The organism is Streptomyces sp. NPDC045778 (assembly GCF_056431945.1).
This window is the reverse complement of the sequence record NZ_JBWKJZ010000019.1, coordinates 118,717-142,968: the sequence shown is the minus strand read 5'-3', so window position 1 is coordinate 142,968 and position 24,252 is coordinate 118,717. Positions and strand designations below refer to the sequence as shown.

General features: G+C 72.2%; 21 protein-coding genes. 9 read left to right on the top strand and 12 right to left on the bottom strand.

Features of this window, described 5'->3' with window-relative positions:
- Nucleotides 1–197 precede the first annotated feature (197 nt).
- A complete protein-coding gene (locus tag AC07GB_RS24280; protein ID WP_478848744.1) occupies nucleotides 198–1,202 on the top strand; it encodes a sigma-70 family RNA polymerase sigma factor in 1,005 nt (334 codons plus the stop codon).
- 69 nt (nucleotides 1,203–1,271) lie between these two features.
- Here AC07GB_RS24280 and AC07GB_RS24275 read toward each other — a convergent pair whose 3' ends face one another.
- Nucleotides 1,272–2,255 carry a helix-turn-helix transcriptional regulator gene (locus tag AC07GB_RS24275; RefSeq protein ID WP_478848742.1) on the bottom strand — a complete coding sequence of 328 codons (984 nt, stop codon included), beginning with the start codon at nucleotides 2,253–2,255 and terminating at the stop codon, nucleotides 1,272–1,274.
- Nucleotides 2,256–2,367: 112 nt separating this feature from the next.
- Here AC07GB_RS24275 and AC07GB_RS24270 point away from each other — a divergent pair, with 112 nt between their 5' ends.
- The 6 genes from AC07GB_RS24270 to AC07GB_RS24245 all read left to right on the top strand — a co-directional run bounded on the left by AC07GB_RS24270 (nucleotide 2,368) and on the right by AC07GB_RS24245 (nucleotide 8,879).
- The gene (locus AC07GB_RS24270) at nucleotides 2,368–3,915 is read left to right on the top strand and encodes an MFS transporter (RefSeq protein ID WP_478848740.1); all 1,548 of its coding nucleotides are present in this window, start codon (nucleotides 2,368–2,370) and stop codon (nucleotides 3,913–3,915) included.
- A gap of 184 nt (nucleotides 3,916–4,099) precedes the next feature.
- Entirely contained in the window at nucleotides 4,100–4,867 is a 768-nt protein-coding gene (locus tag AC07GB_RS24265; protein ID WP_478848738.1) for a DeoR/GlpR family DNA-binding transcription regulator, read from the top strand.
- Entirely contained in the window at nucleotides 4,864–5,811 is a 948-nt protein-coding gene (gene pfkB, locus AC07GB_RS24260; RefSeq protein WP_478848736.1) for a 1-phosphofructokinase, read from the top strand. The genes AC07GB_RS24265 and pfkB overlap by 4 nt, the downstream gene beginning before the upstream one ends.
- Nucleotides 5,812–5,867: 56 nt before the next feature.
- A complete protein-coding gene (locus AC07GB_RS24255; protein ID WP_478848734.1) occupies nucleotides 5,868–8,045 on the top strand; it encodes a PTS fructose transporter subunit IIABC in 2,178 nt (725 codons plus the stop codon).
- 89 nt (nucleotides 8,046–8,134) lie between these two features.
- Nucleotides 8,135–8,527, top strand: a complete 393-nt coding sequence (locus tag AC07GB_RS24250; RefSeq protein WP_478848732.1) for a hypothetical protein — start codon at nucleotides 8,135–8,137, stop codon at nucleotides 8,525–8,527.
- Between the two features lie 100 nt (nucleotides 8,528–8,627).
- The gene (locus AC07GB_RS24245) at nucleotides 8,628–8,879 is read left to right on the top strand and encodes a hypothetical protein (protein WP_478848730.1); all 252 of its coding nucleotides are present in this window, start codon (nucleotides 8,628–8,630) and stop codon (nucleotides 8,877–8,879) included.
- Nucleotides 8,880–8,924: 45 nt separating this feature from the next.
- Here the strand turns inward: AC07GB_RS24245 and AC07GB_RS24240 are convergent, their stop codons facing one another.
- The 4 genes from AC07GB_RS24240 to AC07GB_RS24225 all read right to left on the bottom strand — a co-directional run bounded on the left by AC07GB_RS24240 (nucleotide 8,925) and on the right by AC07GB_RS24225 (nucleotide 13,819).
- Entirely contained in the window at nucleotides 8,925–9,698 is a 774-nt protein-coding gene (locus tag AC07GB_RS24240; RefSeq protein WP_478848728.1) for a DUF6227 family protein, read from the bottom strand.
- 204 nt (nucleotides 9,699–9,902) lie between these two features.
- Entirely contained in the window at nucleotides 9,903–11,135 is a 1,233-nt protein-coding gene (locus AC07GB_RS24235; RefSeq protein ID WP_478848726.1) for a L,D-transpeptidase, read from the bottom strand.
- A 237-nt stretch (nucleotides 11,136–11,372) separates the two neighbouring features.
- On the bottom strand, nucleotides 11,373–12,497 hold the full coding sequence (locus AC07GB_RS24230; RefSeq protein WP_478848724.1) for a P1 family peptidase: 1,125 nt from the start codon (nucleotides 12,495–12,497) through the stop codon (nucleotides 11,373–11,375).
- A gap of 110 nt (nucleotides 12,498–12,607) precedes the next feature.
- The gene (locus tag AC07GB_RS24225; protein ID WP_478848722.1) at nucleotides 12,608–13,819 is read right to left on the bottom strand and encodes a low temperature requirement protein A; all 1,212 of its coding nucleotides are present in this window, start codon (nucleotides 13,817–13,819) and stop codon (nucleotides 12,608–12,610) included.
- 128 nt (nucleotides 13,820–13,947) lie between these two features.
- Here AC07GB_RS24225 and AC07GB_RS24220 point away from each other — a divergent pair, with 128 nt between their 5' ends.
- Nucleotides 13,948–14,166 carry a hypothetical protein gene (locus AC07GB_RS24220; protein WP_478848720.1) on the top strand — a complete coding sequence of 73 codons (219 nt, stop codon included), beginning with the start codon at nucleotides 13,948–13,950 and terminating at the stop codon, nucleotides 14,164–14,166.
- 40 nt (nucleotides 14,167–14,206) lie between these two features.
- On the opposite strand, the gene mscL is transcribed toward AC07GB_RS24220, so the two are convergent.
- The 6 genes from mscL to AC07GB_RS24190 all read right to left on the bottom strand — a co-directional run bounded on the left by mscL (nucleotide 14,207) and on the right by AC07GB_RS24190 (nucleotide 20,377).
- The gene (gene mscL / locus AC07GB_RS24215) at nucleotides 14,207–14,755 is read right to left on the bottom strand and encodes a large conductance mechanosensitive channel protein MscL (RefSeq protein WP_478848718.1); all 549 of its coding nucleotides are present in this window, start codon (nucleotides 14,753–14,755) and stop codon (nucleotides 14,207–14,209) included.
- Nucleotides 14,756–14,890: 135 nt separating this feature from the next.
- Nucleotides 14,891–15,553, bottom strand: a complete 663-nt coding sequence (locus AC07GB_RS24210; RefSeq protein ID WP_478848716.1) for an RcpC/CpaB family pilus assembly protein — start codon at nucleotides 15,551–15,553, stop codon at nucleotides 14,891–14,893.
- A gap of 328 nt (nucleotides 15,554–15,881) precedes the next feature.
- Nucleotides 15,882–16,733: an S-methyl-5'-thioadenosine phosphorylase gene (locus tag AC07GB_RS24205; protein ID WP_478848714.1), complete on the bottom strand. Its 852-nt coding sequence runs from the start codon at nucleotides 16,731–16,733 to the stop codon at nucleotides 15,882–15,884.
- A 98-nt stretch (nucleotides 16,734–16,831) separates the two neighbouring features.
- On the bottom strand, nucleotides 16,832–17,164 hold the full coding sequence (locus tag AC07GB_RS24200; protein WP_478848712.1) for an FmdB family zinc ribbon protein: 333 nt from the start codon (nucleotides 17,162–17,164) through the stop codon (nucleotides 16,832–16,834).
- A 67-nt stretch (nucleotides 17,165–17,231) separates the two neighbouring features.
- Nucleotides 17,232–18,497, bottom strand: coding sequence for an MFS transporter (locus AC07GB_RS24195; RefSeq protein ID WP_478848711.1), 1,266 nt, complete (start codon nucleotides 18,495–18,497; stop codon nucleotides 17,232–17,234).
- A gap of 380 nt (nucleotides 18,498–18,877) precedes the next feature.
- Nucleotides 18,878–20,377, bottom strand: a complete 1,500-nt coding sequence (locus AC07GB_RS24190; protein ID WP_478848802.1) for a potassium/proton antiporter — start codon at nucleotides 20,375–20,377, stop codon at nucleotides 18,878–18,880.
- A 229-nt stretch (nucleotides 20,378–20,606) separates the two neighbouring features.
- On the opposite strand from AC07GB_RS24190, the gene AC07GB_RS24185 reads away from it, so the two are divergent.
- Nucleotides 20,607–23,504, top strand: a complete 2,898-nt coding sequence (locus AC07GB_RS24185) for a penicillin acylase family protein (RefSeq protein WP_478848710.1) — start codon at nucleotides 20,607–20,609, stop codon at nucleotides 23,502–23,504.
- A gap of 96 nt (nucleotides 23,505–23,600) precedes the next feature.
- On the opposite strand, the gene AC07GB_RS24180 is transcribed toward AC07GB_RS24185, so the two are convergent.
- A complete protein-coding gene (locus AC07GB_RS24180) occupies nucleotides 23,601–24,212 on the bottom strand; it encodes a 5-formyltetrahydrofolate cyclo-ligase (RefSeq protein ID WP_478848709.1) in 612 nt (203 codons plus the stop codon).
- Nucleotides 24,213–24,252: the final 40 nt, after the last annotated feature.

Here is a 24,252-nt window from a genome sequence, read left to right as displayed (position 1 = left end):
GGACAGGGTACTGCATGATCAGGAAAACAGAAGCGCCGGTTGGGAATTCTGTCCGGATTCCAGTCGTTGTATCCATCGGATGCGGGGCACCTGGGAGGGTGTGCCGTCCACCACAGGTCCACACCGGACCGCCCGGCCCGCCCGCCACCACGGGTCACAGCCGGACCGACCAGTGACAACCACGCAAGGGAGCACGCATGGCAACCCGTGCCGTCGCCCGTCGCAAGTCCGCCGACACCGGCGAGACCGTCGCGGCACGCAGTGTTCGCGCTTCAGGCGGCGAGATCGCCGACCGCGACCTGGTCGGCATGTATCTCGACGAGATAGCGCGGACACCTCTGCTCGACGCCGCGAAGGAAGTCGAGCTGTCCCAGATCATCGAGGCCGGCGTCTATGCCCAGAAGATCCTCGAGGGCGAGGTCGAGGAGAAGTCGGCCGTGACCGCGTCCGAGGACGAGCTGCGCGCCCTCGTCGCCGACGGCGAGCGCGCCAAGGACGTCTTCATCCGGTCGAATCTCCGCCTGGTGGTCGCCGTCGCCCGCCGCTATCCGCGCAGCGGCCTGCCCCTGCTCGACCTCATCCAGGAGGGCAACGCGGGCCTGGTCCGCGCGGTCGAGAAGTTCGACTACGCCAAGGGCTTCAAGTTCTCCACGTACGCCACCTGGTGGATCCGCCAGGCCATCACCCGCTCCATCGCGGACCAGTCGCGCACCATCCGGCTCCCCGTGCACCTCGTGGAGGAGCTGGGCCGGATCCGCCGCGTGCAGCGCGAGTTCAACCGCGAGCACGGCCGCGAGCCGGAGGCCACCGAGATCGCCGCCGAGCTGGCGTCGACCCCCGAGCGCGTCACGGACGTCCTCGACTGGGCCCGCGACCCCGTCTCGCTGAACATGCCGGTGGACGACCAGGGCGAGACCCAGTTCGGCGACCTCCTGGAGGACACCTCCGCGGTCTCCCCCGAGCAGTCCGTCCTCACGCTGCTCCGCAGCGAGGAGCTGGACGACCTCATCGGCCGCCTCGACCAGCGCACCGCCTCCATCATCAAGATGCGGTACGGCATCGACGACGGCCGCGAGCGCACCCTCACCGAGGTGGGCAAGGAGCACGGCCTGACGCGCGAGCGCATCCGCCAGATAGAGAAGCACGCCCTCCTCGAGCTGAAGAAGCTGGCGCGCGACACCGGCTTCGACGCGGCGGCCTAGCGCCCGCCGCCGAGCGGCACCGGGCGGGCCCGCCCCGCCCGCGCCCGCCGCCCCGCTCCAGGGCGGGTCTCAGCTTCCGGCGCGGTCCACCGCCGCGCTGAGCCTGCGCCCCAGCTCCCGCACGCGCGACACCAGCTCGTCGGGCCCGCGCACGGTGAAGTCGCACTCGACCCAGACGAGCCGGCCCGCCACCCACTCCACGGGCTCGGTCACCGTCCCGCGCAGCCGGCAGCGGTCGTCGCCGACCGCGGCCAGCTCACCGAGCGCGGCGGGCAGCCGCCCCCGCACCCGGTGCAGGGGCGCGTGGAACTCGACGTCCACCTCGTACGCCGAGGCCTCCGGCCGCCGCGCGAGCACGCTCCGGCGCACATAGGCGTCCGCGCTCCCGCCCGGCAGCATCCGCGGCGCGAACCGCACCGCCGTGGCGAACGGCTCCGACACCCGGTCCACGCGGAACGTACGCCAGTCCTGCCGCTCCAGGTCGAACGCGACCAGGTACCAGCGCCGCCCGGTGGACACCAGCCGGTGCGGCTCGGCCAGGCGCCGCGACGGGGTGCCGTCCTTGGCCTCGTAGGCGAACCGCAGCTGCTCGTGCGCGGCCGTCGCCGACGCGATCACCGTCAGCGTCTCCGGCGCGATCCGCGCGCCGTCCCCGCTGGTCAGCGACATCGTCGCGGCGCCGAGCGCGGACACCCGGTGGCGGAGCCGGGACGGCAGGACCTGCTCCAGCTTGGCGAGGGCCCGCACCGAGGCCTCCTCGACGCCCTCGACGGCGTGCCCGGCCCCGGCGCGCAGCCCCACCGCGATGGCCACGGCCTCCTCGTCGTCCAGGACGAGCGGCGGCATCGCCTTGCCCGCGACGAGCCGGTAGCCACCGCTCGCGCCCTGCGACGCCCGCACCGGATAACCGAGTTCCCGCAGCCGGTCGACGTCCCGGCGGACCGTGCGGCGCGAGACCCCGAGCCGGTCGGCCAGCTCGCCGCCGGGCCATTCGCGCGGGGTCTGGAGCAGGGAGAGCAGTTGCAGGAGCCGTGCCGGTGTGTCCGTGGTCATGAGGGGCCTCCCGCCGCCGTGGCTTCGTGTTCACCGGTCCACCGGGAACGTGACCCCATGATTCCGCAGAACTAGGTCATGACCTGACCTATACGACCCCTAGCCTGACGGCATGACTTCTCCCAGCACCCCCACCACGGCTGCTCCCTCCCCAGGGGCACCGTCCGACCGGCGCCGGTGGTTCGCCCTCGCGATCGTGATGACCGCCGCCTTCATGGACCTCGTCGACGTGACGATCGTGAACATCGCGATCCCCTCCATCCAGCGGGACGCGGGCGCCACGTTCAGCCAGATCCAGTGGATCACCGCCGGGTACGCTCTCGCGCTCGGCGCGGGCCTCATCACCGGCGGACGGCTCGGCGACATCTACGGCCGCAAGAAGATATTCCTCATCGGCATCGCCGGCTTCACCGTCGCCTCGGCGCTGTGCGGCTTCGCCGCGAACCCCGAGATGCTCGTCGCGTCCCGCATCCTCCAGGGCGCGATGGCCGCGCTGATGGTGCCGCAGGTGCTCTCGATCGTGCACGCCACGTTCCCGGCGCACGAGCGCGGCAAGGTCTTCGGCCTGTTCGGCATGGTGGTGGGGCTCGGCGCGGTGTCCGGGCCGCTGCTCGGCGCGCTCCTGACGGAGTGGAACATCCTCGGTCTCGAATGGCGCCCGATCTTCCTCATCAACCTGCCGGTCGGCATCGCTGGTCTGCTGCTCGGGCAAAGGTTCATCACCGAGTCCAAGGCGCCGCGCGCCCTGCGGCTCGACGTCGTCGGCGTCGTCCTGGTCACCGCCGGTCTGCTGATGCTCCTGTATCCGCTGACGCGCGGCCGCGAGCTGGGCTGGCCGCTGTGGGGGTACGCGATGATGGCGGGCGCGGTCGTGGTGTTCGGCGCCCTCGTCGCCTACGAGCGGCGCAAGGCCGCCCGTGACGGTTCGCCCCTCGTGGAGCTGTCCCTGTTCAAGGTGCGCAGCTTCGCCGCGGGCATCGCCGTGCAGACCGTGTTCGGCGTCTCGCTCGGCATCTTCTTCCTCGTCTGGACCATGTACATGCAGGTCGGCCTCGGCTGGAGCGAGCTGCGCGCGGGCCTGACCGGCGTGCCCTTCTCCATCGCCGTGTCCGTCGCCGCGGGCATCTCCGTGCAGAAGCTGGTGCCGCGCTTCGGCCGCAAGGTCCTCCAGGCGGGCGCCCTGACCATGGCCTCGGGCGTCCTCATCTACATCTGGGAGGCCGGCCGGTACGGCGCGGACATCGCTCCCTGGCAGATGGCGCTGCCCCTCGTGGTGATGGGCCTCGGCATGGGCCTCATCGTGGCCCCGCTGACGGACGCGGTCCTCTCCGAGGTCCCGCGCGAGCACGCGGGCTCCGCGTCCGGCCTCATCAACACCGTGCAGCAGATGGGCAACGCGCTCGGCCTCGGCCTGGTCTCCGTGGTCTTCTTCGGCGCCATGGACGAGCACGTGGTGCCGCAGCGGGTCGCCGACGAGTTCGCCCACGGGTTCCAGAACGCGCTGTGGTGGGTGTTCGGCGTCCTGGTCGTCATCTTCCTGCTGATGCTGGGGCTGCCGCGGCGCCCGGCGCAACACGTCGAAGGCGCGGCGGGCGCGGAGGGCGAGCAGGCCCCCGACGACGTCACCCGCAAGGACCGCGAGCCGGCCCTCACTTCCTGAGGCCCCTCCGTGGGGGCGGGCGCTGGGCCCGCCCCCACTCTGCTCAGGCCCCGCCAAGGCTGCCCCCACCTTGGCGGGGCCCGTTTGTGTCCACCCTGCGCCCGATTCTGTTTACTTCCGCCCGGAGTCTCCGTACGATCCAAGAGAACCCACACACCCGGGCACAAGCGGGAGGCCCCAAGTCATGTACGCGCCAGAGCGGCAGCAGGAGATCCTGCGCCTGGCCCGAGAGGGCGGCCGCGTCGACGTCCTCTCGCTCGCCGCCGAGTTCCAGGTCACCGCCGAGACCGTCCGGCGCGACCTGAAGGCCCTGGACCGCGCGGGCCTCCTGCGCCGGGTGCACGGCGGCGCGATCCCGGCAGGCCGCCTGGACTTCGAGCCGGACCTCGCGGAGCGCGAGGGCACCGCCGCCGAGGAGAAGGACCGCATCGCCCGCGCCGCCCTCGCCGAGCTGCCCGCCGACGGCGACGGCACGGTCATCCTCGACGCGGGCTCCACCGTCGCCCGCCTGGCCGCCCAGCTCCCCCTGGAGTCCGCCCTCACCGCGGTCACCCACAGCCTGCCCACCGCCGCCCGCCTCGCCGACCACCCGGGCATCCAGCTCCACCTGGTCGGCGGCCGCGTCAGGCACCGCACCCGCGCCGCCGTCGACGCCTGGGCCCTGCGCGCGTACGCGGAGATCCGCGCCGACGTCCTCTTCCTCGCCGCGAACGGCTTCTCGGCCGCGCACGGCCTGACCACCCCCGACCTCGCCGAGAGCGCCGTCAAGCGCGCCGCCGTCGCCGCCGCCCGCCGCGTCGTCCTGCTCGCCGACAGCGGCAAGTACGGCCAGGAGCACTTCGCCCGCTTCGGCGACCTCACCGACGTGGACCTGCTGATCACGGACACGGGCCTCAGCCCCGACGACGCCGCCGCCATCGAGCGCGCGGGCACGGAAGTGGTGCGCGCATGATCCTCACCGTCACCCCGAACCCCTCCCTCGACCGCGCGTACGAGGTCCCCGCCCTCACCCGCGGCGAGGTCGTCCGCGCCACCGGCGACCGCATGGACCCGGGCGGCAAGGGCGTCAACGTCTCCCGGGCACTCGCCGCCGCCGGCGTGCCCACCCTCGCCGTGCTCCCGCTCGGCGGCGCCCCCGGCGCCCTCGTCGCCCGGCTCCTCGACGAGCAGGGCATCGATGTCGCCCCGGTCCCGGTCACCGGCCCCACCCGGTCGAACATCTCCGTGGCCGAACCGGACGGCACCCTCACGAAGATCAACGCCCCGGGCCCCGAACTCACCGCGGCGGAGAGCGAGGCCCTGCTCGCCGCCGTCGCCGCGCACTCCGCCCGCGCCGACTGGATCGCCTGCTGCGGCAGCCTCCCGCGCGGCCTCCCCCCGTCCTGGTACGCGGACCTGGCCGACCGCTGCCACGCCGCCGGGGCCCGGCTCGCGCTCGACACCTCGGGCCCGGCCCTCCTCGCCGCCCTCGCCGGGCGCCCGGATGTCGTCAAGCCGAACGCCGGGGAGCTGGCCGAGGCCGTCGGCCGCCCCCTCGCCACCGTCGGCGACGCCCTCAAGGCCGCAGGTGAACTGCGTGAGCGCGGCGCCCGCGCCGTCCTCGCCAGCCTCGGCGCCGACGGTCAACTCCTCGTCGACGACTCGGGCACGTACTTCGGGCACGCCCGCGTCGACGCCGTTCGCAGCACCGTGGGCGCGGGTGACAGCTCCCTCGCCGGCCTCCTCGTGGCGGGCGGCACCGGGCCGCGCGCCCTCGCCGCCGCCGTCGCGCACGGCGCCGCCGCCGTCCAGCTCCCCGGCAGCCTGATGCCCACCCCGGCCGACCTCGTACCGGACGCCGTCACCGTCACCGACCGGGTCCCGCTCGACCTCGTCCTGACCGAGCCCGCCGCCTGACCCCGTCCCCTCTCCCGCCCGTGTCCCCGGGCCGCCCGCGTGCAAAGGAGCCCGCGATGAGCGAGAACCACGCCATCATCACCGCGGAGTTGGTCGACCTCGACCTCGACCGGTCCGCCGACACCAAGGAGGCGGCGGCCCGCGCCCTCGCCGAGCGCATGGTGGCCCTCGGCCGCGTCACCGACCTGGACGGCTTCCTCGCCGACGTGGCCGCCCGCGAGGCCCAGATGCCCACCGGCCTCGACGGCGGCATCGGCATCCCGCACTGCCGCAGCGCCCACGTCACCGAGCCCACCCTGGCCTTCGGCCGCAGCGCGCGGGGCATCGACTTCGGCGCCCCCGACGGCCCCGCCGACCTCGTCTTCCTCATCGCGGCCCCCACCGGCGCCGACGACGCCCACCTCACGATCCTTTCGTCCCTGGCACGACAGTTGATGGACGCCGATTTCACGGCGGCGCTGCGTGCCGTGGACGCGGCGGCGGACGCGGCGGCGCTGGTCCGGGGCGACCGGGCCCCCACGGCGGCGGGCGCCGGGCCCTCGGACAGGGGGCCTCAGGCGGACGAGGCACCGACGGGTGAGGCCCCGGCGGGCGTGCCTTCGGTGGGCGCGCCTTCGGCGGATGCGCCTTCGGTGGGCGCGCCTTCGGCGGATGCGCCTTCGGTGGGCGCGCCTTCGGCGGATGCGCCTTCGGTGGGCGCGCCTTCGGCGGACGCGCCCGAGGCGGGTGAGCCTTCGGCGGAGGGCGGGACCGAGCGCTTCCGCATCATCGCCGTCACCTCCTGCCCCACCGGCATCGCCCACACCTACATGGCCGCCGAGGCCCTGGAGAAGGCCGCCCGCGAGGCAGGCGTCGTCCTCACGGTGGAGACCCAGGGCTCCGCGGGCTTCACCCGCCTCGACCCCGAGACCGTCGAACGGGCCGACGCGGTGATCTTCGCCCACGACGTCCCCGTACGCGACAAGTCCCGCTTCGCGGGCAAGCCCACCGTCGACGTGGGCGTCAAGGCGGGCGTCAACCGCCCCGCCGAACTCATCGCGGAAGCGCGGGAGAAGGCCGCCCGCGGCGAGGTCACGGCCCCGGCGCGCCCAAGCCCCGTGGACACCGCGGGCGACAGCGGCGACAGTTACGCCACCAAGCTGCGCAAGTGGCTGATGTCCGGCGTCAGCTACATGGTGCCGTTCGTCGCCGCGGGCGGCCTCCTCATCGCGCTCGGCTTCGCCATCGGCGGCTGGAAGATCGACAAGGCCCCGTCCGTGGCGGAGCACTTCGCCTGGACCGACCACACCAGCTGGGCGGCCCTGCTCTTCCAGACCGGCGGCCTCGCCTTCGCCTTCCTGGTCCCCGTCCTCGCGGGCTACATCGCGTACGGCATGGCCGACCGGCCGGGCCTCGTGCCGGGCTTCGTCGGCGGCTCGGTCGCCGTCACCATCAAGGCGGGCTTCCTGGGCGGCCTCGCGGCGGGGCTGCTCGCGGGCGCCGTCGTCCTGGGCATCCAGCGGATCCGCGTCCCCGCCGTGCTGCGCGGCATCATGCCGGTGGTCGTGATCCCGCTGGTCTCCGCCGCGGTCGTCGGCTTCCTGATGTTCCTCGTCGTCGGCAAGCCCATCGCCTCGCTCCAGAGCGCCCTGACCGACTGGCTGGAGGGCCTGTCCGGCGCCAACGCCGTCATCCTGGGCGTGATCCTCGGCCTGATGATGTGCTTCGACCTCGGCGGCCCGCTCAACAAGGTCGCGTACGCCTTCGCCGTCGGCGGCCTCACCCACCCCACCGACGGCTCGCTGAAGGTGATGGCCGCCGTGATGGCCGCGGGCATGGTGCCGCCGCTCGCCCTGGCCCTCGCGACGACCGTCCGGGGCCGCCTGTTCACCCCGGCCGAGCGGGAGAACGGCAAGGCGGCATGGTTCCTCGGCGCCTCCTTCATCACCGAGGGCGCGATCCCCTTCGCGGCCGCCGACCCGCTGCGGGTCATCCCCGCGTCGATGGCGGGAGGCGCGGTCACGGGCGCCCTTTCGATGGCGTTCGGCTGCACGCTGCGCGCCCCGCACGGCGGTGTCTTCGTGGTGCCGCTCATCGGCCGGCCCCTGCTCTACCTGCTCGCGATCGCCGCCGGCGTGTGCGTGTCGGCGGCCGTGGTGGTGCTGCTCAAGAGCGCCCGGAAGACGCCCGTCACCCACGGGCCGGGCGCGGCGGACGCAGCCGTGGACGAGTCACCGGTTCCGGCCGCCGTCTGATCGGACGTTCCCCGGCCCCCTCCGCGTGGGCATACTGCTGGTACTGCGGCAGGGGCGCCCGGGAGCGGGCCACACCCGTGGGGGCCACCGTGAGTCAGCTTCAGCAGAGTCACCTCAGCAGCCTGCTCGGCATGGTCACCGACCTCACCGAGCAGGCGCGGGCCGGCCTCGTGCGGCCCACGGAGTCCGACCGCGTCTTCCTCGCCGTCTACTCCGGCTTCCTCATCGAGACCGGCGCGGGCATCCGCTGGCTCCTCGAACCCGCCCTGATCGAGCACGCCACGCACGTCATCCACCGCCAGGCCCCGGCCGCGAGCGAGGCCCGCGCCGACGCCGCCGCCCGGCTGCTCGCGACCTTGTGGGCATCCTGCCTGCTCGCGGGCATCGACACCGAGGACTGGGACCTCGAAGCCCCCGAACTCCCCGCGATCTGCGTGCGGATGGCGGGCCTCGTCACCGGCGAGCGAGAACCGGAATCCTGACGCCCGGATCGCCCCGCCCGATGGGAGATGCGTCACTTCAAGGCCAAAGTCCCATAAACGCCCCTGTTGTTCGGCTGGCGGCTGTTGTCTACTGAGCGACATGTTCGACGGTGCTTCGATCGTTCAGCAGACAACTGTGGCGCTGTTCGCCGCCGTGACCACCCTCTGGGCCGTGACCTTCCTGCGCGCACGCCGTGCCCGGGGGGCCGGACCGCAGCCATCGGGCGGTGCCGCGCTGCGCTCGCTGCCCGTCCAGTCGGGCCCGCCGGGCGCGGAGTCCGTGCAGCTGACGGCGGCCGAGCGGGATGCTTTCGCCGGACTGGTCCGGCAGTTCGGCAAGGGGCGCGACTAGACCCCGGCCTCGGCCCCGGCCCCGGGCATGGGTGCGCCGGGGCGGCTAGCGGCTGCGCGTCACCGGGAACGCCCGGGCCCGCCGCTCCATCGCCGCGCGCGCCGCGGGCTCGCTCACATACACCTCGCACATGTGGCGGCCGTCGGTCGTCGCCGTGTGCTCGACCTCCCACAGGCTGACTTCCGAGCCGTCGAAGAGCAGGAAGGCGTGCTCGTACAGCGAGAAGCCGAGCCGGGCCTCGCCCGTGAGCCCCGAACGGCCGAAGGCCTGGGTGATCTGGTGGGCGAAGGCCGAGCGCAACAGGCGCGCCATGTCCTTGCCGGGCCGGTCCCCGCCCGCGGGGTTCTCCGCCCGGCGCAGCAGCCGGCGCGCGTGGTCGGCCGAGTCGTCCGGCACGTACGTGTGCCGGGGCCCGTGCGCCGTGGTCAGCTGGAGGACGACCGGCAGGTCCCCTGCCGGGGTGTCGGGCGGCAGCGGTAGGCGCGCGGTGGCGACTCCGGCCTCCTCCTCGTCCAGATACAGCTCGTACTGTGCCTGGCTGCCCGGGCCCGCGTTGTGCACCAGCTCCCACAGGGTGAGGGCGCTGCCGTCGGCGAGCAGCCAGGTGTGGCGGTACGTCTCGCGGTGCAGGCCCGCGCTGTGGTGCGCGGAGTGCAGCGAACTGTCGTAGGCCAGGGACCGCTCCAGGCGCCGGACCGTGTCGTCCGGCAGGTCGAAGGAGTTCAGCGCGCGGCTGAGCAGTCGCTCGAGGTGCTCCTCGGGACTGAGGGGCTCGGGCGGCTCTGGTGGTTCGTACGCGGTCTCGTACGGCACGCTCACGGATACTCCCGGATGCTTCCGGCGTTGCTGCATGTCACCTTGTGCGTGCATACCGTAGCCCCTGGGTCCGACATCATGTCCGGGAACAGGAAAACGATCGAGCCGCACGGCAAGTTCCCGTGCGGCTCGCTCCGTTGGCGCCCCGAGTGCGCCCTTCGGGGCGTCACGCGCGCCCCTTTTGTGGTGATGTCGGTCAGGTCCGCGTCACTCGGCGCTGCCGGCCGTCCACTGGCTCCACGACATGTTCCAGCCGTTCAGGCCGTTGTCGGGGGCGATGGTCTTGTCCGGCGAACCCTTGACCGTCACGATGTCGCCGATCAGCGAGTTGTCGTAGAACCACTTGCCCATCGTGTCGCCCTGCGCCCCTTGCACATCCTGGAGCCCCACACAGCCGTGGCTGGTATTGGTGCTACCGAAGATGGAGGGCGAACTCCAGTAGTTGCCGTGGATGAACGTGCCGGACGTCGACAGACGCATGGCATGCGGTACGTCCTTGATGTCGTACTCGCCGCCGAAGCCGACCGTCGAGCCGTTCATCCGCGTCTGGACGAACTTCTCGGAGATCACCATCTGGCCGTTGTACGTGGGGTTCTGCGGGCTGCCCGCGGAGATCGGCACGGACTTGAGGACCTTGCCGTCCCGCTCGACCGTCATCTTCTTGGCGCCCACGTCGACGGTGGAGACCTGCTTGCGGCCGATGGTGAAGGTGACCGTCTTGTTCTGGACGCCGGTGATGCCGTTACCGCCCTTCACACCGTCCAGGGCGATCTTCATCGTGACCTTGGAGCCGGCCTTCCAGTAGTCCTGCGGCCGGAAGTCCAGGCGCTGGTTGCCGAACCAGTGGCCGACGACCTTCTGCCCGCTGCTGGACGTGACCGTGATGTGCGACTGCACGTCCTTCTTGTTGGTGATCGCCTTGTCGAAGTTGAACGACACCGGCATGCCCACGCCGACGGTGGTGCCGCCGTCCGGCGCGTACGAGCCGATGAAGCTGTTCGCCGACGACACCGTCGTGAACGTCGCGTTCTCCGTCGCCGGGCGGCCGTCACCGTCCTTGGCGTTGGCGGTGACCTTGTACTTCGTGCCGCGCTCCAGCTGCGCCTTGGGCTTCCAGGTGCTGCCGTCGGCGGATATGGAGCCCTCGACCGCGGCGCCGGACGTCACCTGCGTCATCTTGACGCTGGTCAGCTTGCCGTCCTTGACCTTCACGCCGGTGGCGTTGATCGAGGCGTCGGTCGCGCCGTCCTTGGAGGAGATGGATATCTGCGCGCCGGACGCGTCCTTCGCCGAACCGGACTTCTTGTCGTCCTTGGCGTCGGCGTCACCACCGCAGGCCGTGAGGGTCAGCGCGCCGACGGCCGCGAGCGCGGCGGTCGCCAGCATGACCCGCCGACGGCGACGGTGCTGAGGCTGCGCTGCAAGGTCCGGCGTTGTCACGGGCTGCTCCCATTCGGTCTGCGTTCAGCACGTTCTCGGTAGTACGTGGTCTGATCCAGTACGGGTAAGGAGTCGTCCGGCGGAAGAATGGTTCCGGGGCACGGATGTGAGCGCTGGCACATGGCTGCGCCCGCGGCTGTTTTCAAGGTCCTTTGCCTTGGCGGCACTTGGGGTGCTGTGGGCTATATATGGGGCTTCGCCCCTTTCCCCCTCTTTTTGGCGCTTCGCGCCTCGTCCTCAAACGCCGGACGGGCTGGGATCACCGGCTTCGCCGCGCTCGCCGTTCGGACTGGATGGGTACAGACTTCGGTAGGACGGGAAGGTGCCGCCCGGGGTCTCCACCGGCTCGGCCGCCAGCAGGGCCCTGACGATCGCCCGGGTCACCATGTCCGCGCCCGCCGCCAGGACCTCGTTCAGCGCGAGGGGGTTCGCGGCGTCCAGCTGATGCTCGCCGGTGGCCAGGGCGAACACCGTGTCCCCGTCGTTCAACAGGTGCACCGGGCGCACCGCCCGCGCCATGCCGTCGTGCGAGGTGCCCGCGAGCTTCTGCGCCTGGGCCTTGCTGAGCTGGGCGTCGGTGGCGACCACCGCGAGCGTGGTGTTCAGCGGAGGACGGCCGTTGCGCGCCGCCACCTCGGCGAGGCGCCGCCGGGCCGCCTCATGGACCTCGGCCGCGGGCAGCTCGACCGGCGCCCCCTCGAAGAACCGCCCGTACAACGCCCCTGTCGACGGATCCACCCCCGACCCCGCCGCGTTCGCCACCACCAGGGCGGCCACCGTCACGCCCGAGTCGAGGACCGTGCTCGCCGTGCCAATGCCGCCCTTGAGCTGGCCCACCACCGCGCCGGTGCCCGCGCCCAGATTGCCCTCGGCCACCGCGTGGCCGCTCGCGCGCGCCGCCGCGTCCTCCGCCGCCGCCCGCCCGAACGCCGCGTCAGGCCGCGCCCGGAACGTGCCGCCGCGCCCCAGGTCGAACACGCACGCCGCGGGCACCACCGGCACCACGTGCGACGGCTCAGGCCCCACCCGCACACCGCGCTCCTGCTCCTCCAACCAGGCCATCACCCCGGTCGCCGCGTCGAGGCCGTACGCACTGCCGCCCGTCAGGACGATGGCCTCCACCCGCTGCACCAGGTTCCGCGGGTCGAGCGCGTCCGTCTCCCGGGTGCCCGGGCCGCCGCCGCGCACGTCCACGGCCGCCACGGCACCGCCCTCCGGCGCGAGCACGACGGTCGTCCCGCTGAGCCAGCCGTCTCCCATCCGGCCCGCGTGCCCCACCCGCAACCCCGCGACGTCGGTCAGCGCCCCGGCCGACTTGTCCCGCGTCCCTGCCTCATGTCCAGGTGCGTCAGATGTCGTCATGCGGCATGCGTATCACGAGCTTCGCGAGCGCGGGTGTCCCCCGGGGGCACGGGCTTCGCCGGGAGGGGGCCGGGCGCTCCGAGCAGGTCGGCGCCCCGTCGCGGCCGCTGTCAGGCGGCGCGCTCGGACCGCACCATCCGGGACGTCAGCGTCACCCCGACCACCACCGCCAGCGCCGCCACGACTCCCGCCGCGAGCACCGCCCAGCGGCCCGCGAACGTGCACGCCAGGATCGCCACCGCCGTGACCGGAAGCACCAGTTGCTGGGCGAGTCCCACCTTGAAGTGGCGCGAGTGCAACAGCCACACCGTGAACAGATACACCGCCGCCGGGATCGTCACCGCCGCCGACGCCGCCGTCTCCGAGATGTGCGCCTTGCCGACCGCCTGCTCCACCGCCACCTCGATGCCCGCGCCGATCGCCGCCGCCGAGCCGAAGATCACGTAGTGGCCGTAGCCCCACAGGAACGCCTGCTGGTTGGAGCGCAGATGGCCGTGGATCGGCACCACGAAGTAGATCCACCACGCGGCGAAGATCAACAGGAGGCCTCCGACGGCGATGGGCAGCAGTTCCCCGAGCGCGTCGTTCTCGTCGATGGCCGACTTCACCGCGATCGTCGCCGCGGCGATCGTCTCGCCGAGCATGATGATCGTGAACAGGCCGTACCGCTCGGCGATGTGGTGCGGGTGCCACGGCGTCGTCCGCGCCCGCTCCGCGAGCGTCGGCACCGCCATCTCGGCGACCGCCATCACCAGGAACGTCCACGGCCGGGCCCCCTCCGGCAGGACCAGGAGGCCGAGCCAGCCCACCTGGCACAGCGCGACCCCGGCCGCATAGCGCAGGGCCGTGCGCCGCTCGTCGCCCGTCGTGGACGCCGCCGCCCGCAGCCACTGCGCGATCAGCGCGAGCCGCATGATCAGGTAGCCGAGCCAGACGGCCAGGAACTGATGGTCCTCGAAGGCCTTCGAGACCCCGGCCGCGAGCACCAGGACACCGGCGATCTGGAGGAGGGTCACGACGCGGTAGAGCGAGTCGTCGTTGTCGTACGCCGAGGCGAACCAGGTGAAGTTCATCCAGGCCCACCACACCGCGAAGAACACCATCGCGTAGTTGAGGACCCCGTCGCCCGGGTGTCCCTCGGCCACGGCGTGCACCAGCTGCACCCCGGCCTGGGCGACCGCGACCACGAAACACAGGTCGAAGAAGAGTTCCAGCGGTGTCGCCGCGCGGTGGGCCTCCTCCCGCCCGCGGGCGACCATCGGGCGCAGTGGCGGGGGAGGGGCGGCGGGAGCCGGGTTCGCGGCGGAAGGAGTGGGCGTCATGGGGCAAGGACAGCAGAGCCAGGCGGCCCGACGGCCCGGGCCGGGCCGTGTCGGGGAGGGAGCACCCGGGTGGGCGGCGGCCCTCCGCCGCGGGGCGGGGGCGGCCGGGGCGGACGTACGCTGGAAGCATGAGTACCGCCCCCGCCCCCGAACCGCGTGATCCCCAGGACGCGAAGCCCCGGCAGGCCCCCAAGAAGCCGGCCGGCGCGCTGATCTTCGACGATCCCCTGTCGCAGCAGTCCTCGGACGATACGGATCGCGGGTGGGGCGAGCGGCCGACGGCGGGCGGCGACAGCGCCGCCGACCTCGCCCGCTTCCTGGACGAGAAGCCGCCCCACCACATCTGAGCCCGCGCCGCCGCCCGTGCGACGAGGGCCCCCGGCCCCGCTAGCGCACGCCGCCTCCGGGCTGCCCTGTCTCCGGCCCGGGGCGCTCGCCGCCCCCGCCCGCGCCGGTCCGGCCCGTCTCGCCGGGGCCCGCGTCGCGCTGCGCGACCAGGGCGTCGCGGATCTCCTTGAGCACCTCCAGCTCCGTCACCTCCATGACCTCCTGCGTGCCCTCCTTGGCCGCCTGGCGCGCGGTCTGCTTGGCCAGGTACTTCGACATCGGCAGGACCATGAGGAAGTAGACGACGGCCGCGGTGATCACGAAGCTGAGGGTGGCGCTGAGCACCGAGCCCCACATGATGGGGACGCCCTCGACGGCCTCGCCGTTCTTCACCACGCACGGGCCCTTGAGACACGAGGCGTAGTGGTCGAGGTCCTTCGTCCCGAAGGCGCCCACCAGCGGGTTGATGACGCCCTTCACCACGGAGTTCACGATGTTCGTGAATGCGGCGCCGATGACGACAGCTACCGCCAGGTCGACGACGTTGCCGCGGGTCAGGAAGGCCTTGAAGCCCTGCCAGACGCTCGGTTCCTTCTTCTCGCTCACCACTAGGCCTTTCGTTGCAAATGCGGGTTGTGCGGCAAACCGCTTCGCAACCTACGGCAGCGCCTGGCAGCCCTGTCCACTTCCGTAACGCGAACGAGCGACTTGACAGGGCGTCAACCGTCTGAGCAGCCATGCGGCTCATCGCAGCGTCACCGCCAGGCGCGCGGTGGCGCTCGCCCCCGCGAGCCGCGCCGCCGTCCCTCCCGGCACGGCGAGGACGACCAGAGCCCCGCTCTCGGCCGTCGCGTCTGCGGTCTCGGGCACCTCGGCCACCCGAGCGTTCGACGCGATCACCCGGGGCGGGCCGCCCCGGCCCGTCGCCGGGTCCTGGGCCGCGACCACGTCCACGCGGTCGCCCGGGCGCAGCAGGCGTGCCGTCGCCGCGTCCGCGATCCGGACCGGGGCGGTCACCGGGCGGGCCGCTCGCCGCGCCCGCTCCCGCCCGTCTTCCGCGCCCTTCGCGGCCACGGACGCCGTGGAGTCCCCGGTGTGCGATGGCGCGGCGTCCCCCGGGCCGGCTGCCGCGAGGGCGGCGGCGGTCATCGCGAGCCCCACGGCCACCGCCCGCCTGCGGTGCCGGGCGAGCCGCCGCAGCCGCTGCCGCCCGCCGCGCACGTGCAGCGGGGAGAAGTGCGGCAGCCGGCACGGCGGAGGCGGGGCGCCACCGCCGCCACCCCCGCCGGGCCCGGGCGGCGCTGCCCGCGTGCCCGGCTTCGGCCGTGCCCCGGACGCGTACGACGCGGTCCGTGGACCGGGCCGGGCTCCCGTGCGCGTACCGAAGTGTGAAGCGTCCTGCGTCATGACGACCACCGCCCGCCGTGAGGAGTTCGGACCGAGGAGTTCGGGTTCCGATCCCACGATGCGGGCCCGCGGCCGATCCCGCCGAGCCCCGTGCGCTACTGCCCGGTTGTGGACAACTCCCTCACCCGAAGGGCAAGTTCCGCTCCCCTCCGCCAAGGGCCCGCAGCCAGCACCCGGGCCGCGACAGCCACCGCTTGGCCCCGCCGGGGCCGCGACCCCGGCGACTGCCCGCTACCCCGACGGCCGCCCGCGACCCCAGTGGCTGCCCCGGCCTCGGCGGCCGCCCCCGGCCCCAGCAGCCGCCCCCGGCCCCAGCCGCCGCCCCCGCCTACGGCAGCTCGAACCCCGGATCCATCCCACCCAGCGCCCCCACGCACAAGCAGTCCCGCGCCCCCGTGTCCGGAAGCCCCGCCACCGCGTCGAAGAGCACCGTCCGCAACCGGTCCACGTTCGCGGAGAACACCCGCAGGACCTCCTCGTGCGAGACCCCCGCGCCCGACTCCGCGCCCGCGTCCAGGTCGGTGACCAGCGTCAGCGAGGTGTAACACAGCTCCAGCTCCCGGGCGAGCGCCGCCTCGGGATGGCCGGTCATGCCCACCACGGACCAGCCCTGTGCCGCGTACCAGCGCGACTCCGAGCGGGTCGAGAACCGCGGCCCCTCGATCACCACGAGCGTCCCGCCGTCCACGGGCTCCCAGTCCCGGCCCCGCGCGGCCTTCAGCGCGGCGGCCCGTCCTGTCGGGCAGTACGGGTCGGCGAGGGACACGTGCACCACGTTCGGTACGGAGCCGTCGGGCAGCGGAAGCCCGTCGAAGTACGACTGCGGGCGCCCCGACGTACGGTCCACGAACTGGTCGGGCACGAGCAGCGTCCCCGGCCCGTACTCCGGCCGGAGCCCGCCCACCGCGCACGGGCCGAGCACCTGGCGCACGCCCATGGAGCGCAGGGCCCACAGGTTGGCGCGGTAGTTGATGCGGTGCGGCGGCAGGTGGTGGCCGCGGCCGTGGCGGGGCAGGAAGGCCACCCGGCGGCCCGCTATGTCGCCGAGGAAGACGGAGTCGCTCGGGGCGCCGTAGGGGGTGTCGACGTGCACTTCGGTCACGTCGTCGAGGAAGGAGTAGAGGCCCGATCCGCCGATGACGCCGACATCGGCCTGCTGCGCGTTCGCCGTGTTCACCATGGCCGCACAGTAGCCGCAGGGCGAAACGGCCGGGATTACGCCGAAGGCCCCGCCGTCCCGGGGACGGCGGGGCCTCGCGAAGGCGGAGGTCCGGCGCGCTACGCGGCCGAGGAACTCGACGAGGCGGTGCTCGACGCCTTGGAGTCCGAGGACGACGAGGAGGAGGCCGACGACTTCGAAGAGGCCGTCGAGGCCGCCGAAGAGGACGACGCCGAAGAGGACGACGACGCCGCGGGCGAGCTGCTCGACGACGAGCCACGGCTGTCGTTGCGGTAGAAACCGGAGCCCTTGAAGACGATGCCGACCGCCGAGAACACCTTCTTGAGGCGTCCGTCGCAGTTCGGGCACACGGTCAGGGCGTCATCGGTGAACTTCTGCACCGCCTCGAGGCCCTCGCCGCACTCGGTGCACTGGTACTGGTACGTCGGCACTTGCTTCCTCCTGGCACTCTCACTCGATGAGTGCTAACGACGGTCCATAGTGACGTATTCCGCGGGTTCAGTCCACCGTCACCGGTACGCGGTGACCCACGCCACGTGCGACGGTCCTGCCCGTGCCGGGAGGAGTGAGCCGCGAGCGCAGGACCAGCAGCACGGCCAGGGCGAGCAAGGTGCCGCCGAGCGGCACCAGGAATCCGGCGCCGTCCCAGAGGCGGTCCTCCAGCTGCCCCGCGACCGTCACGGCGGCAGCCTGCCCCAGTGCGACGGCGCCGGTGAGCAGGGTGAAGGCCTCCGTGCGCGCGGTCGGCGCCACCAGGCTGTCGACCAGCGTGTAGCCGGTGATCAGGGCGGGCGCGATGCAGACGCCGACGAGCAGGCCGAGCCCGGCGAGCAGGAGCACGGACTGCGCGGCCCACAGGCCCGAGGCCATCAGGGTCAGCGCCGTGTACCCGACGACGAGCCGCCGCTGCGGGGAGACCTTCCAGGCGATGGCGCCGCAGACGATCCCGGAGAGCATGTTGCCCGCGGCGAAGGTGCCGTACAGGACGCCGTTCAGGCCGGGCCGGTCGATGGACTCCGTGAAGGCGGCGAGGGCGACCTGCATGCCTCCGAAGACCGTGCCGATGCCCAGGAAGGTCACGATCAGTACGCGCACACCGGGCACCCGGAGTGCCGAATCGTGCTTCACGCGCGCGTGGCCCGCCGCGGCCGGCTGCGGCTGGGTGCTCTTCTGGGCGGCGAACAGCAGGCCGCCGACCAGGGTCAGACCGGCCTCCGTGAGCAGCCCGGCGGCCGGGTCGACGCCCGTGCACAGCGCGGTCGCCACCAGGGGGCCGAGGACGAAGGTCAGCTCGTCCGTGACGGACTCGAAGGCGGCCGCCGTCTGCGCGAGCGGCGAGCCCTGGAGCTTGACGCCCCAGCGGGCCCGCACCATGGGGCCGATCTGCGGCGTCGAGGCACCCGTGGGCACCGCGGCGACGAAAAGGGCCCACAAGGGGGCGTCGGACAGCGCGAGCACGGTGAGGGTGACACCGGACGCCGCGTGCACGAGGACGCCGGGCAGGAGCACGGCCCGCTGCCCGAACCGGTCGGCGAGCTTGCCCGTGAAGGGGGCGAACAGCGCCATGGAGACGCCGGTGGCGGCCGACACGGCACCGGCGGCGCCGTACGAGCCGGTGGTGTGCTGCACGAGCAGCACGATGGAAATGGTGAGCATCGCGAACGGCTGCCGCGCGGCGAAGCCGGGGAGCAGGAACGTCCAGGCGCGGGGGGTGCGCAGCAACTGCCCGTAGCCCGGGCGGGAGTCAGTGACCGTGGACGCCACGGCCCATGCCTTTCTGCTGCCTGGTAGCGCGCCCGTGCGGGGGCGCCGAGAGCTGTCCTCTAGCGCAGAACTGCGGTAGATACCGGGCAGCCCACTGCGAGGGCGCCGCGGCCGCCATACGGTCGCGCCAGCTCTGCGTCAGACAGAGTTGGTTCGATCTGTGTCGGTGCGTGGGTCTCGGTACGCGCTCCGCCGACGCCTTGCAGCGCGCTGACGGGACGTGCCGAGTGCGCCTTCATCGTACAGGTACATCACAAATGAGGCCTGTGATGGCGAGATGTGAGACCGATGACACCTGGGATTCCCTGGCCACCGCCGCCGGCCCCGCACCGGCCACCGCCGCCGGCCCCGCACCGGCTACCGGGCCGGCCCCGCACCGGCTACCGCCGCCCGCCCTGCACCCCCAGCCACCCCGCGAGCTTGCCGCCCTGGGCCACCGCGCGCAGCCGCTTCTCGGCCGCGTCCCGCGCCGGCTCGGTCGCCACCACCAGGAGTTCGTCGCCGTGCCTGAGGACCGTGGTGGGCAGCGGCACGAAGGAGGTGTCGTCCCGTACGACGAGGGTGACGGCCGAGCCCGCGGGCAGCCGCAGCTCGTTGATCTCGACGCCGTGCAACCGTGAGCCCTCCGGTACGGGCACGGACAGCAGATGGCCGCGCAGCCGCTCCAGGGGGGCCGATTCGATGCCGAGGTCGGAGGCCGCCGTGCCCTTGCCGAGGCCGAGCACCTTGGCGAGCCCGGGCAGGGTGGGGCCCTGCACCAGGGTGTAGACGACGACCAGGACGAAGACGATGTTGAAGATCCGCTCGCTGTTCTCGACCCCGTTCACCATGGGGATCGTGGCGAGGATGATGGGCACGGCGCCGCGCAGGCCGGCCCACGACATCAGCGCCTTCTCCTGCCAGGGCATCCTGAAGGGCAGCATGCTCACGACGACGGAGACGGGCCGCGCCACGACCGTCAGGACCAGGCCGATGATCACGGCGGGCCAGATGTCGTCCAGCAGTGTGTGCGGCGTGACCAGCAGGCCGAGCAGGACGAACATGCCGATCTGCGCGATCCAGCCGAGCCCCTCGGCGAAGCCGCGGGTGGCGGGCCAGTGCGGCAGCTTGGCGTTGCCGAGGACCATCGCGGCCAGGTAGACCGCGAGGAAGCCGCTGCCGTGGGCCATGGCCCCGGCCGCGTAGGAGGTCACGGCGATGGCCATGACCGCGATCGGGTAGAGGCCGGACGCGGGCAGCGCCACGTGCCGCAGGCCGTAGGCGCCGAGCCAGCCCACCGCGAGGCCTATGGCGGCGCCGATGGCCAGCTCCAGGGCGATCTCGCCGATGAGGACGTACCACTCGTCCACGGGGCCCGCCGCCGAGAAGGCCACGACGAGGATCACCACGGGCGCGTCGTTGAAGCCGGACTCGGCCTCCAGGACGCCGTTGACCCGGGAGGGGAGGGGGACCCTGCGCAGGACGGAGAAGACCGCGGCCGCGTCCGTCGACGAGACCACCGCGCCGATGATGAGGGCCTGTCGCCACTCCAGCCCGACCAGGTAGTGCGCGCCCGCAGCGGTCACGCCGACGCTCGCGGCGACGCCCACGAGCGCCAGGGACGCGGCTGCGGGGAGGGCCGGTTTGATCTCGCTCCACTTGGTGCCGAGGCCGCCCTCGGCCAGGATCACGACGAGTGCCGCGTAGCCGATCACCTGGGTCAGCTGTGCGTTGTTGAACGTGACGTTGCCTATGCCGTCCTGGCCCATGGCCACGCCGATGCCGAGGTACAGCAGCAGGCTGGGCAGTCCGCTGCGCGAGGAGATGCGCACGGCGACCACCGCGACGAGCAGGACGAGCGAGGAGACGAGCAGGAGCTGGTTGAGGTCGTGGACAGACAGGGGCGTTCCTTCCGTCGTGCGAGCCGTGGTGCTTCGTTACTTTACCTAAGTTTTAACGCTTCCTTGACGGAGGTCCCCGTACTTCGTCCACATTGAGCGAACTTTCGTTCGTTGTCGGTTTCCGACTCCGCGTCCGGGGCCGTCCCGCCCTGCGCCTATGGTTGCTCCCAGCACTCCAGGACCCGCCCAAGCCCCGAACTGCCGCTCGCGAAGGACAGCAAGGACAGCGATGCCCTCCAACACCACCGCCCCTTCCGGCGCCAAGCCCGGTAAGAAGAAGGGGCGCCGAGCCCGACTGATCGTGATCCTCCTGGTCCTGGCCGTCGTCGGCGGCATCGGCTTCGGCGCGTACTGGAGCATCAGCACCGTCCGCGCCTCCTTCCCGCAGACCAAGGGCACCATCGACCTGAAGGGCCTCAAGGGCCCGGTCGACGTCAAGCGCGACGGCAACGGCATTCCGCAGATCTACGCCGACTCCCCCGAGGACCTGTTCATGGCCCAGGGGTTCGTGCAGGCGCAGGACCGCTTCTGGGAGATGGACGTCCGCCGTCATATGACCTCCGGGCGGCTCTCCGAGATGTTCGGCAAGAGCCAGGTCAAGACCGATGAATTCCTGCGCACCCTGGGCTGGCACCGGGTGGCCGAGAAGGAGTACGACTCCAAGCTCTCGCCCGCGACGAAGAAGTACCTCCAGGCGTACGCCAAGGGGGTCAACGCCTATCTCGACGGCAAGGCGGGCAAGGAGATCTCCCTCGAGTACGCGGCGCTCGAGTTCGAGAACGACTACAAGCCCCAGAAGTGGACGCCCGTCGACTCGGTGGCCTGGCTCAAGGCCATGGCCTGGGACCTGCGCGGCAACATGCAGGACGAGATCGACCGCTCCTTGATGACGAGCCGCCTCGGCCCGTCCCAGATCAAGGACCTGTACCCGGACTACCCGTACGACCGGAACAAGCCGATCGTCCAGGAGGGCGGGTACGACTCGGTCACCGGCAAGTTCAGCGGTGACGCCCCGGACAGCTCCCAGTCGGGCACCGGCACCGGCACGGGTACCGGCACTGGCACTGGCACCGGTACGGGTACCGGCACTGGCACGGGTACCGGCACCGGTACGGGCACGGGCACCGGCACCGGCACGGGCACCGGTACGGGTACCGGCACCCGCACGGGCACGGGCACCGGCACCGGCACAGCGGGCACCGGCGTCGCGGGCGGCGCCCAGACCCCCAGCGGCCTCCAGTCGCAGCTCTCCGGCCTCTCCGACGTGCTCGACGAGGTCCCGGACGCGGGCCTCGGCTCGAACGGCAACGGCATCGGCTCCAACTCGTGGGTCGTCTCCGGCGCGCACACCATCACCGGCAAGCCCCTGCTGGCCAACGACCCGCACCTGGCGCCGCAGCTGCCGTCCGTCTGGTACCAGATGGGCCTGCACTGCCGCTCGGTCTCGGCGAAGTGCCAGTACGACGTCAGCGGCTACACCTTCTCCGGGATGCCCGGCGTGGTCATCGGCCACAACCAGGACATCGCCTGGGGCATGACGAACCTGGGCGCGGACGTCACGGATCTGTACCTGGAGAAGTTCACCGCGGACGGGTACCAGTTCGGCGAGAAGGTGCTGCCGTTCACCACCCGCAAGGAGAAGATCAAGGTCGCGGGCGGCAAGACCAAGACGATCACCGTCCGGGAGACCAACAACGGCCCGCTGATCTCCGACCGCGACGACGAACTGGTCAAGGTCGGCAAGCGGGCCCAGGTCGACACCGCGGCCCCGGACCGCGGCGAGGGCTACGGCATCGCGCTGCGCTGGACCGCGCTCACGCCGGGCAAGTCCATGGACGCCGTCTTCGAGCTGAACCGGGCCAAGGACTTCAAGAGCTTCCGCAAGGCGGCGGCCACCTTCGAGGTGCCCTCGCAGAACCTCATCTACGCCGACACCAAGGGCAACATCGGCTACCAGGCCCCCGGCAGGATCCCCAAGCGCGGGAAGGGCGACGGCTCGCTGCCCGCACCCGGCTGGGACCCGAAGTACCGCTGGAGCGGCTACATCGACCAGGACGAGCTGCCCTACGAGTACAACCCCAAGCGCGGCTACATCGTCACCGCCAACCAGGCCGTGATCAGCGACAAGTACCCGTACAAGCTCACGACGGACTGGGGCTACGGCGCGCGCAGCCAGCGCATCGAGGACCTGATCAAGGCCAAGACCAAGAACGGCGGCAAGATCTCCACGGAGGACATGCGGCTGATGCAGACCGACAACAGCAGCGAGATCGCACGCCTGCTCGTGCCCAAGCTGCTCAAGGTCGACATCAAGGACAAGCACGTCCGTGAGGCGCAGAAGCTCCTGGAGGGCTGGGACTACACCCAGGACGCCGACTCGGCGGCGGCCGCGTACTTCAACGCCGTCTGGCGCTCGATCCTCCAGCTGTCCATCGGCACCAAGCTGCCCAAGGAGCTGCGCGTCAAGGGCCAGTGCCTGTGGGTGGACCACGCCAGCGACACCCGGCCCGCCGACGAGGACAAGAAGGTCCGCGAGTGCGGCGAGCGCGACGCGGACTCGGCGCAGCCCGACGGCGGCGACCGCTACTTCGAGGTCATCCGCAAGATCCTCAACGACGAGGACAACGACTGGTGGAAGACCCCGGGCAACCGCACGGACAAGGAGACGAAGAACCGCGACCAGCTCTTCGCCCGTGCCCTCGCGGACGCCCGCTGGGACCTGACGGCCAAGCTCGGCAAGGACATCGACACCTGGAACTGGGGCCGCCTGCACCGCCTGGAGCTGAAGAACCAGACGCTCGGCACCGAAGGCCCCGGCTGGCTCCAGTTCGTGCTCAACCGCGGCCCCTGGAAGCTCGGCGGCGGCGAGGCCACGGTCAACGCCACCGGCTGGAACGCGGCGGGCGGCTACGACGTCATCTGGGTGCCGTCGATGCGGATGGTGGTGAACTTGAAGGACCTCGACAAGTCCCGGTGGATCAACCTCACCGGCGCTTCGGGCCATGCCTACAGCGACCACTACACCGACCAGACGAGCAAGTGGGTCAAGGGCGAGCTGTTGCCGTGGTCCTTCTCCAAGAAGGCCGTCGAGGACAGCACGAGCGACACCCTGGTGCTGAAGCCCTGACGGTGACGGGCGGCTGAGCGGAAGGGCCCTCCACGCGCACGCGTGGAGGGCCCTTCCGTCTCTCCGGAAACCGGGGCCGGTTCCGGCTTCCGGTCCTCAGCCGAAACGCCGCACCCCCGAAGGCGTCACGACGGCGCGCACCGGGCGGTCGTGCGCCTCTCCGGGGATGTGCGCGACGACTTCGGTGTCGTACAGGAGCACGACGAGCGCCGGGTCGGCCCTCGCACGCTCCAGACGCGCCAGGACCCGGTCGTACGAGCCGCCGCCGCGTCCCAGACGCGTCCCGCGCCCGTCCACCGCGAGCCCCGGCAGCAGCACCGCGTCGGCCTCCAGGACGGCGTCCGGGCCGAGTCGCGGCCCGGAGGGCTCCAACAGGGCCATCTTCCCCGGGTGTTGCACACGGGCCAGCGAGCCGGCCCCGTCGTACGCCGCCCAGTCCAGGTCGTTGTCCGGGAGCAGCACCGGCAGCAGGACGCGGGTCCCGCGCGCGTGGAGGGTGTCGAGGAGCGCGTGGGTGCCCGGTTCGCCGCCCACGGAGACGTACGCGGCGACCGTGCGGGCCGTGGCGAGTTCGGGAAGGTCCAGCGCGTGCTCGGCGAATCTCCCGGCCGCCTCGCGCGCGTCATCTGGCGGCAACCGCTTCCTAACCGCCAGGATCTCTCTCCGCAATGTGCGCTTGATTCCCTTGCCGGAGTCGGGGTGTTCCATGGCGAACTCTTACATCCTTCCTATTGTGCTCACATGTGGG

Coding starts and splice junctions, on each gene's coding strand:
- AC07GB_RS24280 (WP_478848744.1), top strand. CDS start 198: ATGGCAACCCGTGCCGTCGCCCGTCGCAAGTCCGCCGACACCGGCGAG.
- AC07GB_RS24275 (WP_478848742.1), bottom strand. CDS start 2,255: ATGACCACGGACACACCGGCACGGCTCCTGCAACTGCTCTCCCTGCTC.
- AC07GB_RS24270 (WP_478848740.1), top strand. CDS start 2,368: ATGACTTCTCCCAGCACCCCCACCACGGCTGCTCCCTCCCCAGGGGCA.
- AC07GB_RS24265 (WP_478848738.1), top strand. CDS start 4,100: ATGTACGCGCCAGAGCGGCAGCAGGAGATCCTGCGCCTGGCCCGAGAG.
- pfkB (WP_478848736.1), top strand. CDS start 4,864: ATGATCCTCACCGTCACCCCGAACCCCTCCCTCGACCGCGCGTACGAG.
- AC07GB_RS24255 (WP_478848734.1), top strand. CDS start 5,868: ATGAGCGAGAACCACGCCATCATCACCGCGGAGTTGGTCGACCTCGAC.
- AC07GB_RS24245 (WP_478848730.1), top strand. CDS start 8,628: ATGTTCGACGGTGCTTCGATCGTTCAGCAGACAACTGTGGCGCTGTTC.
- AC07GB_RS24230 (WP_478848724.1), bottom strand. CDS start 12,497: ATGACGACATCTGACGCACCTGGACATGAGGCAGGGACGCGGGACAAG.
- AC07GB_RS24225 (WP_478848722.1), bottom strand. CDS start 13,819: ATGACGCCCACTCCTTCCGCCGCGAACCCGGCTCCCGCCGCCCCTCCC.
- AC07GB_RS24220 (WP_478848720.1), top strand. CDS start 13,948: ATGAGTACCGCCCCCGCCCCCGAACCGCGTGATCCCCAGGACGCGAAG.
- AC07GB_RS24210 (WP_478848716.1), bottom strand. CDS start 15,553: ATGACGCAGGACGCTTCACACTTCGGTACGCGCACGGGAGCCCGGCCC.
- AC07GB_RS24205 (WP_478848714.1), bottom strand. CDS start 16,733: ATGGTGAACACGGCGAACGCGCAGCAGGCCGATGTCGGCGTCATCGGC.
- AC07GB_RS24185 (WP_478848710.1), top strand. CDS start 20,607: ATGCCCTCCAACACCACCGCCCCTTCCGGCGCCAAGCCCGGTAAGAAG.
- AC07GB_RS24180 (WP_478848709.1), bottom strand. CDS start 24,212: ATGGAACACCCCGACTCCGGCAAGGGAATCAAGCGCACATTGCGGAGA.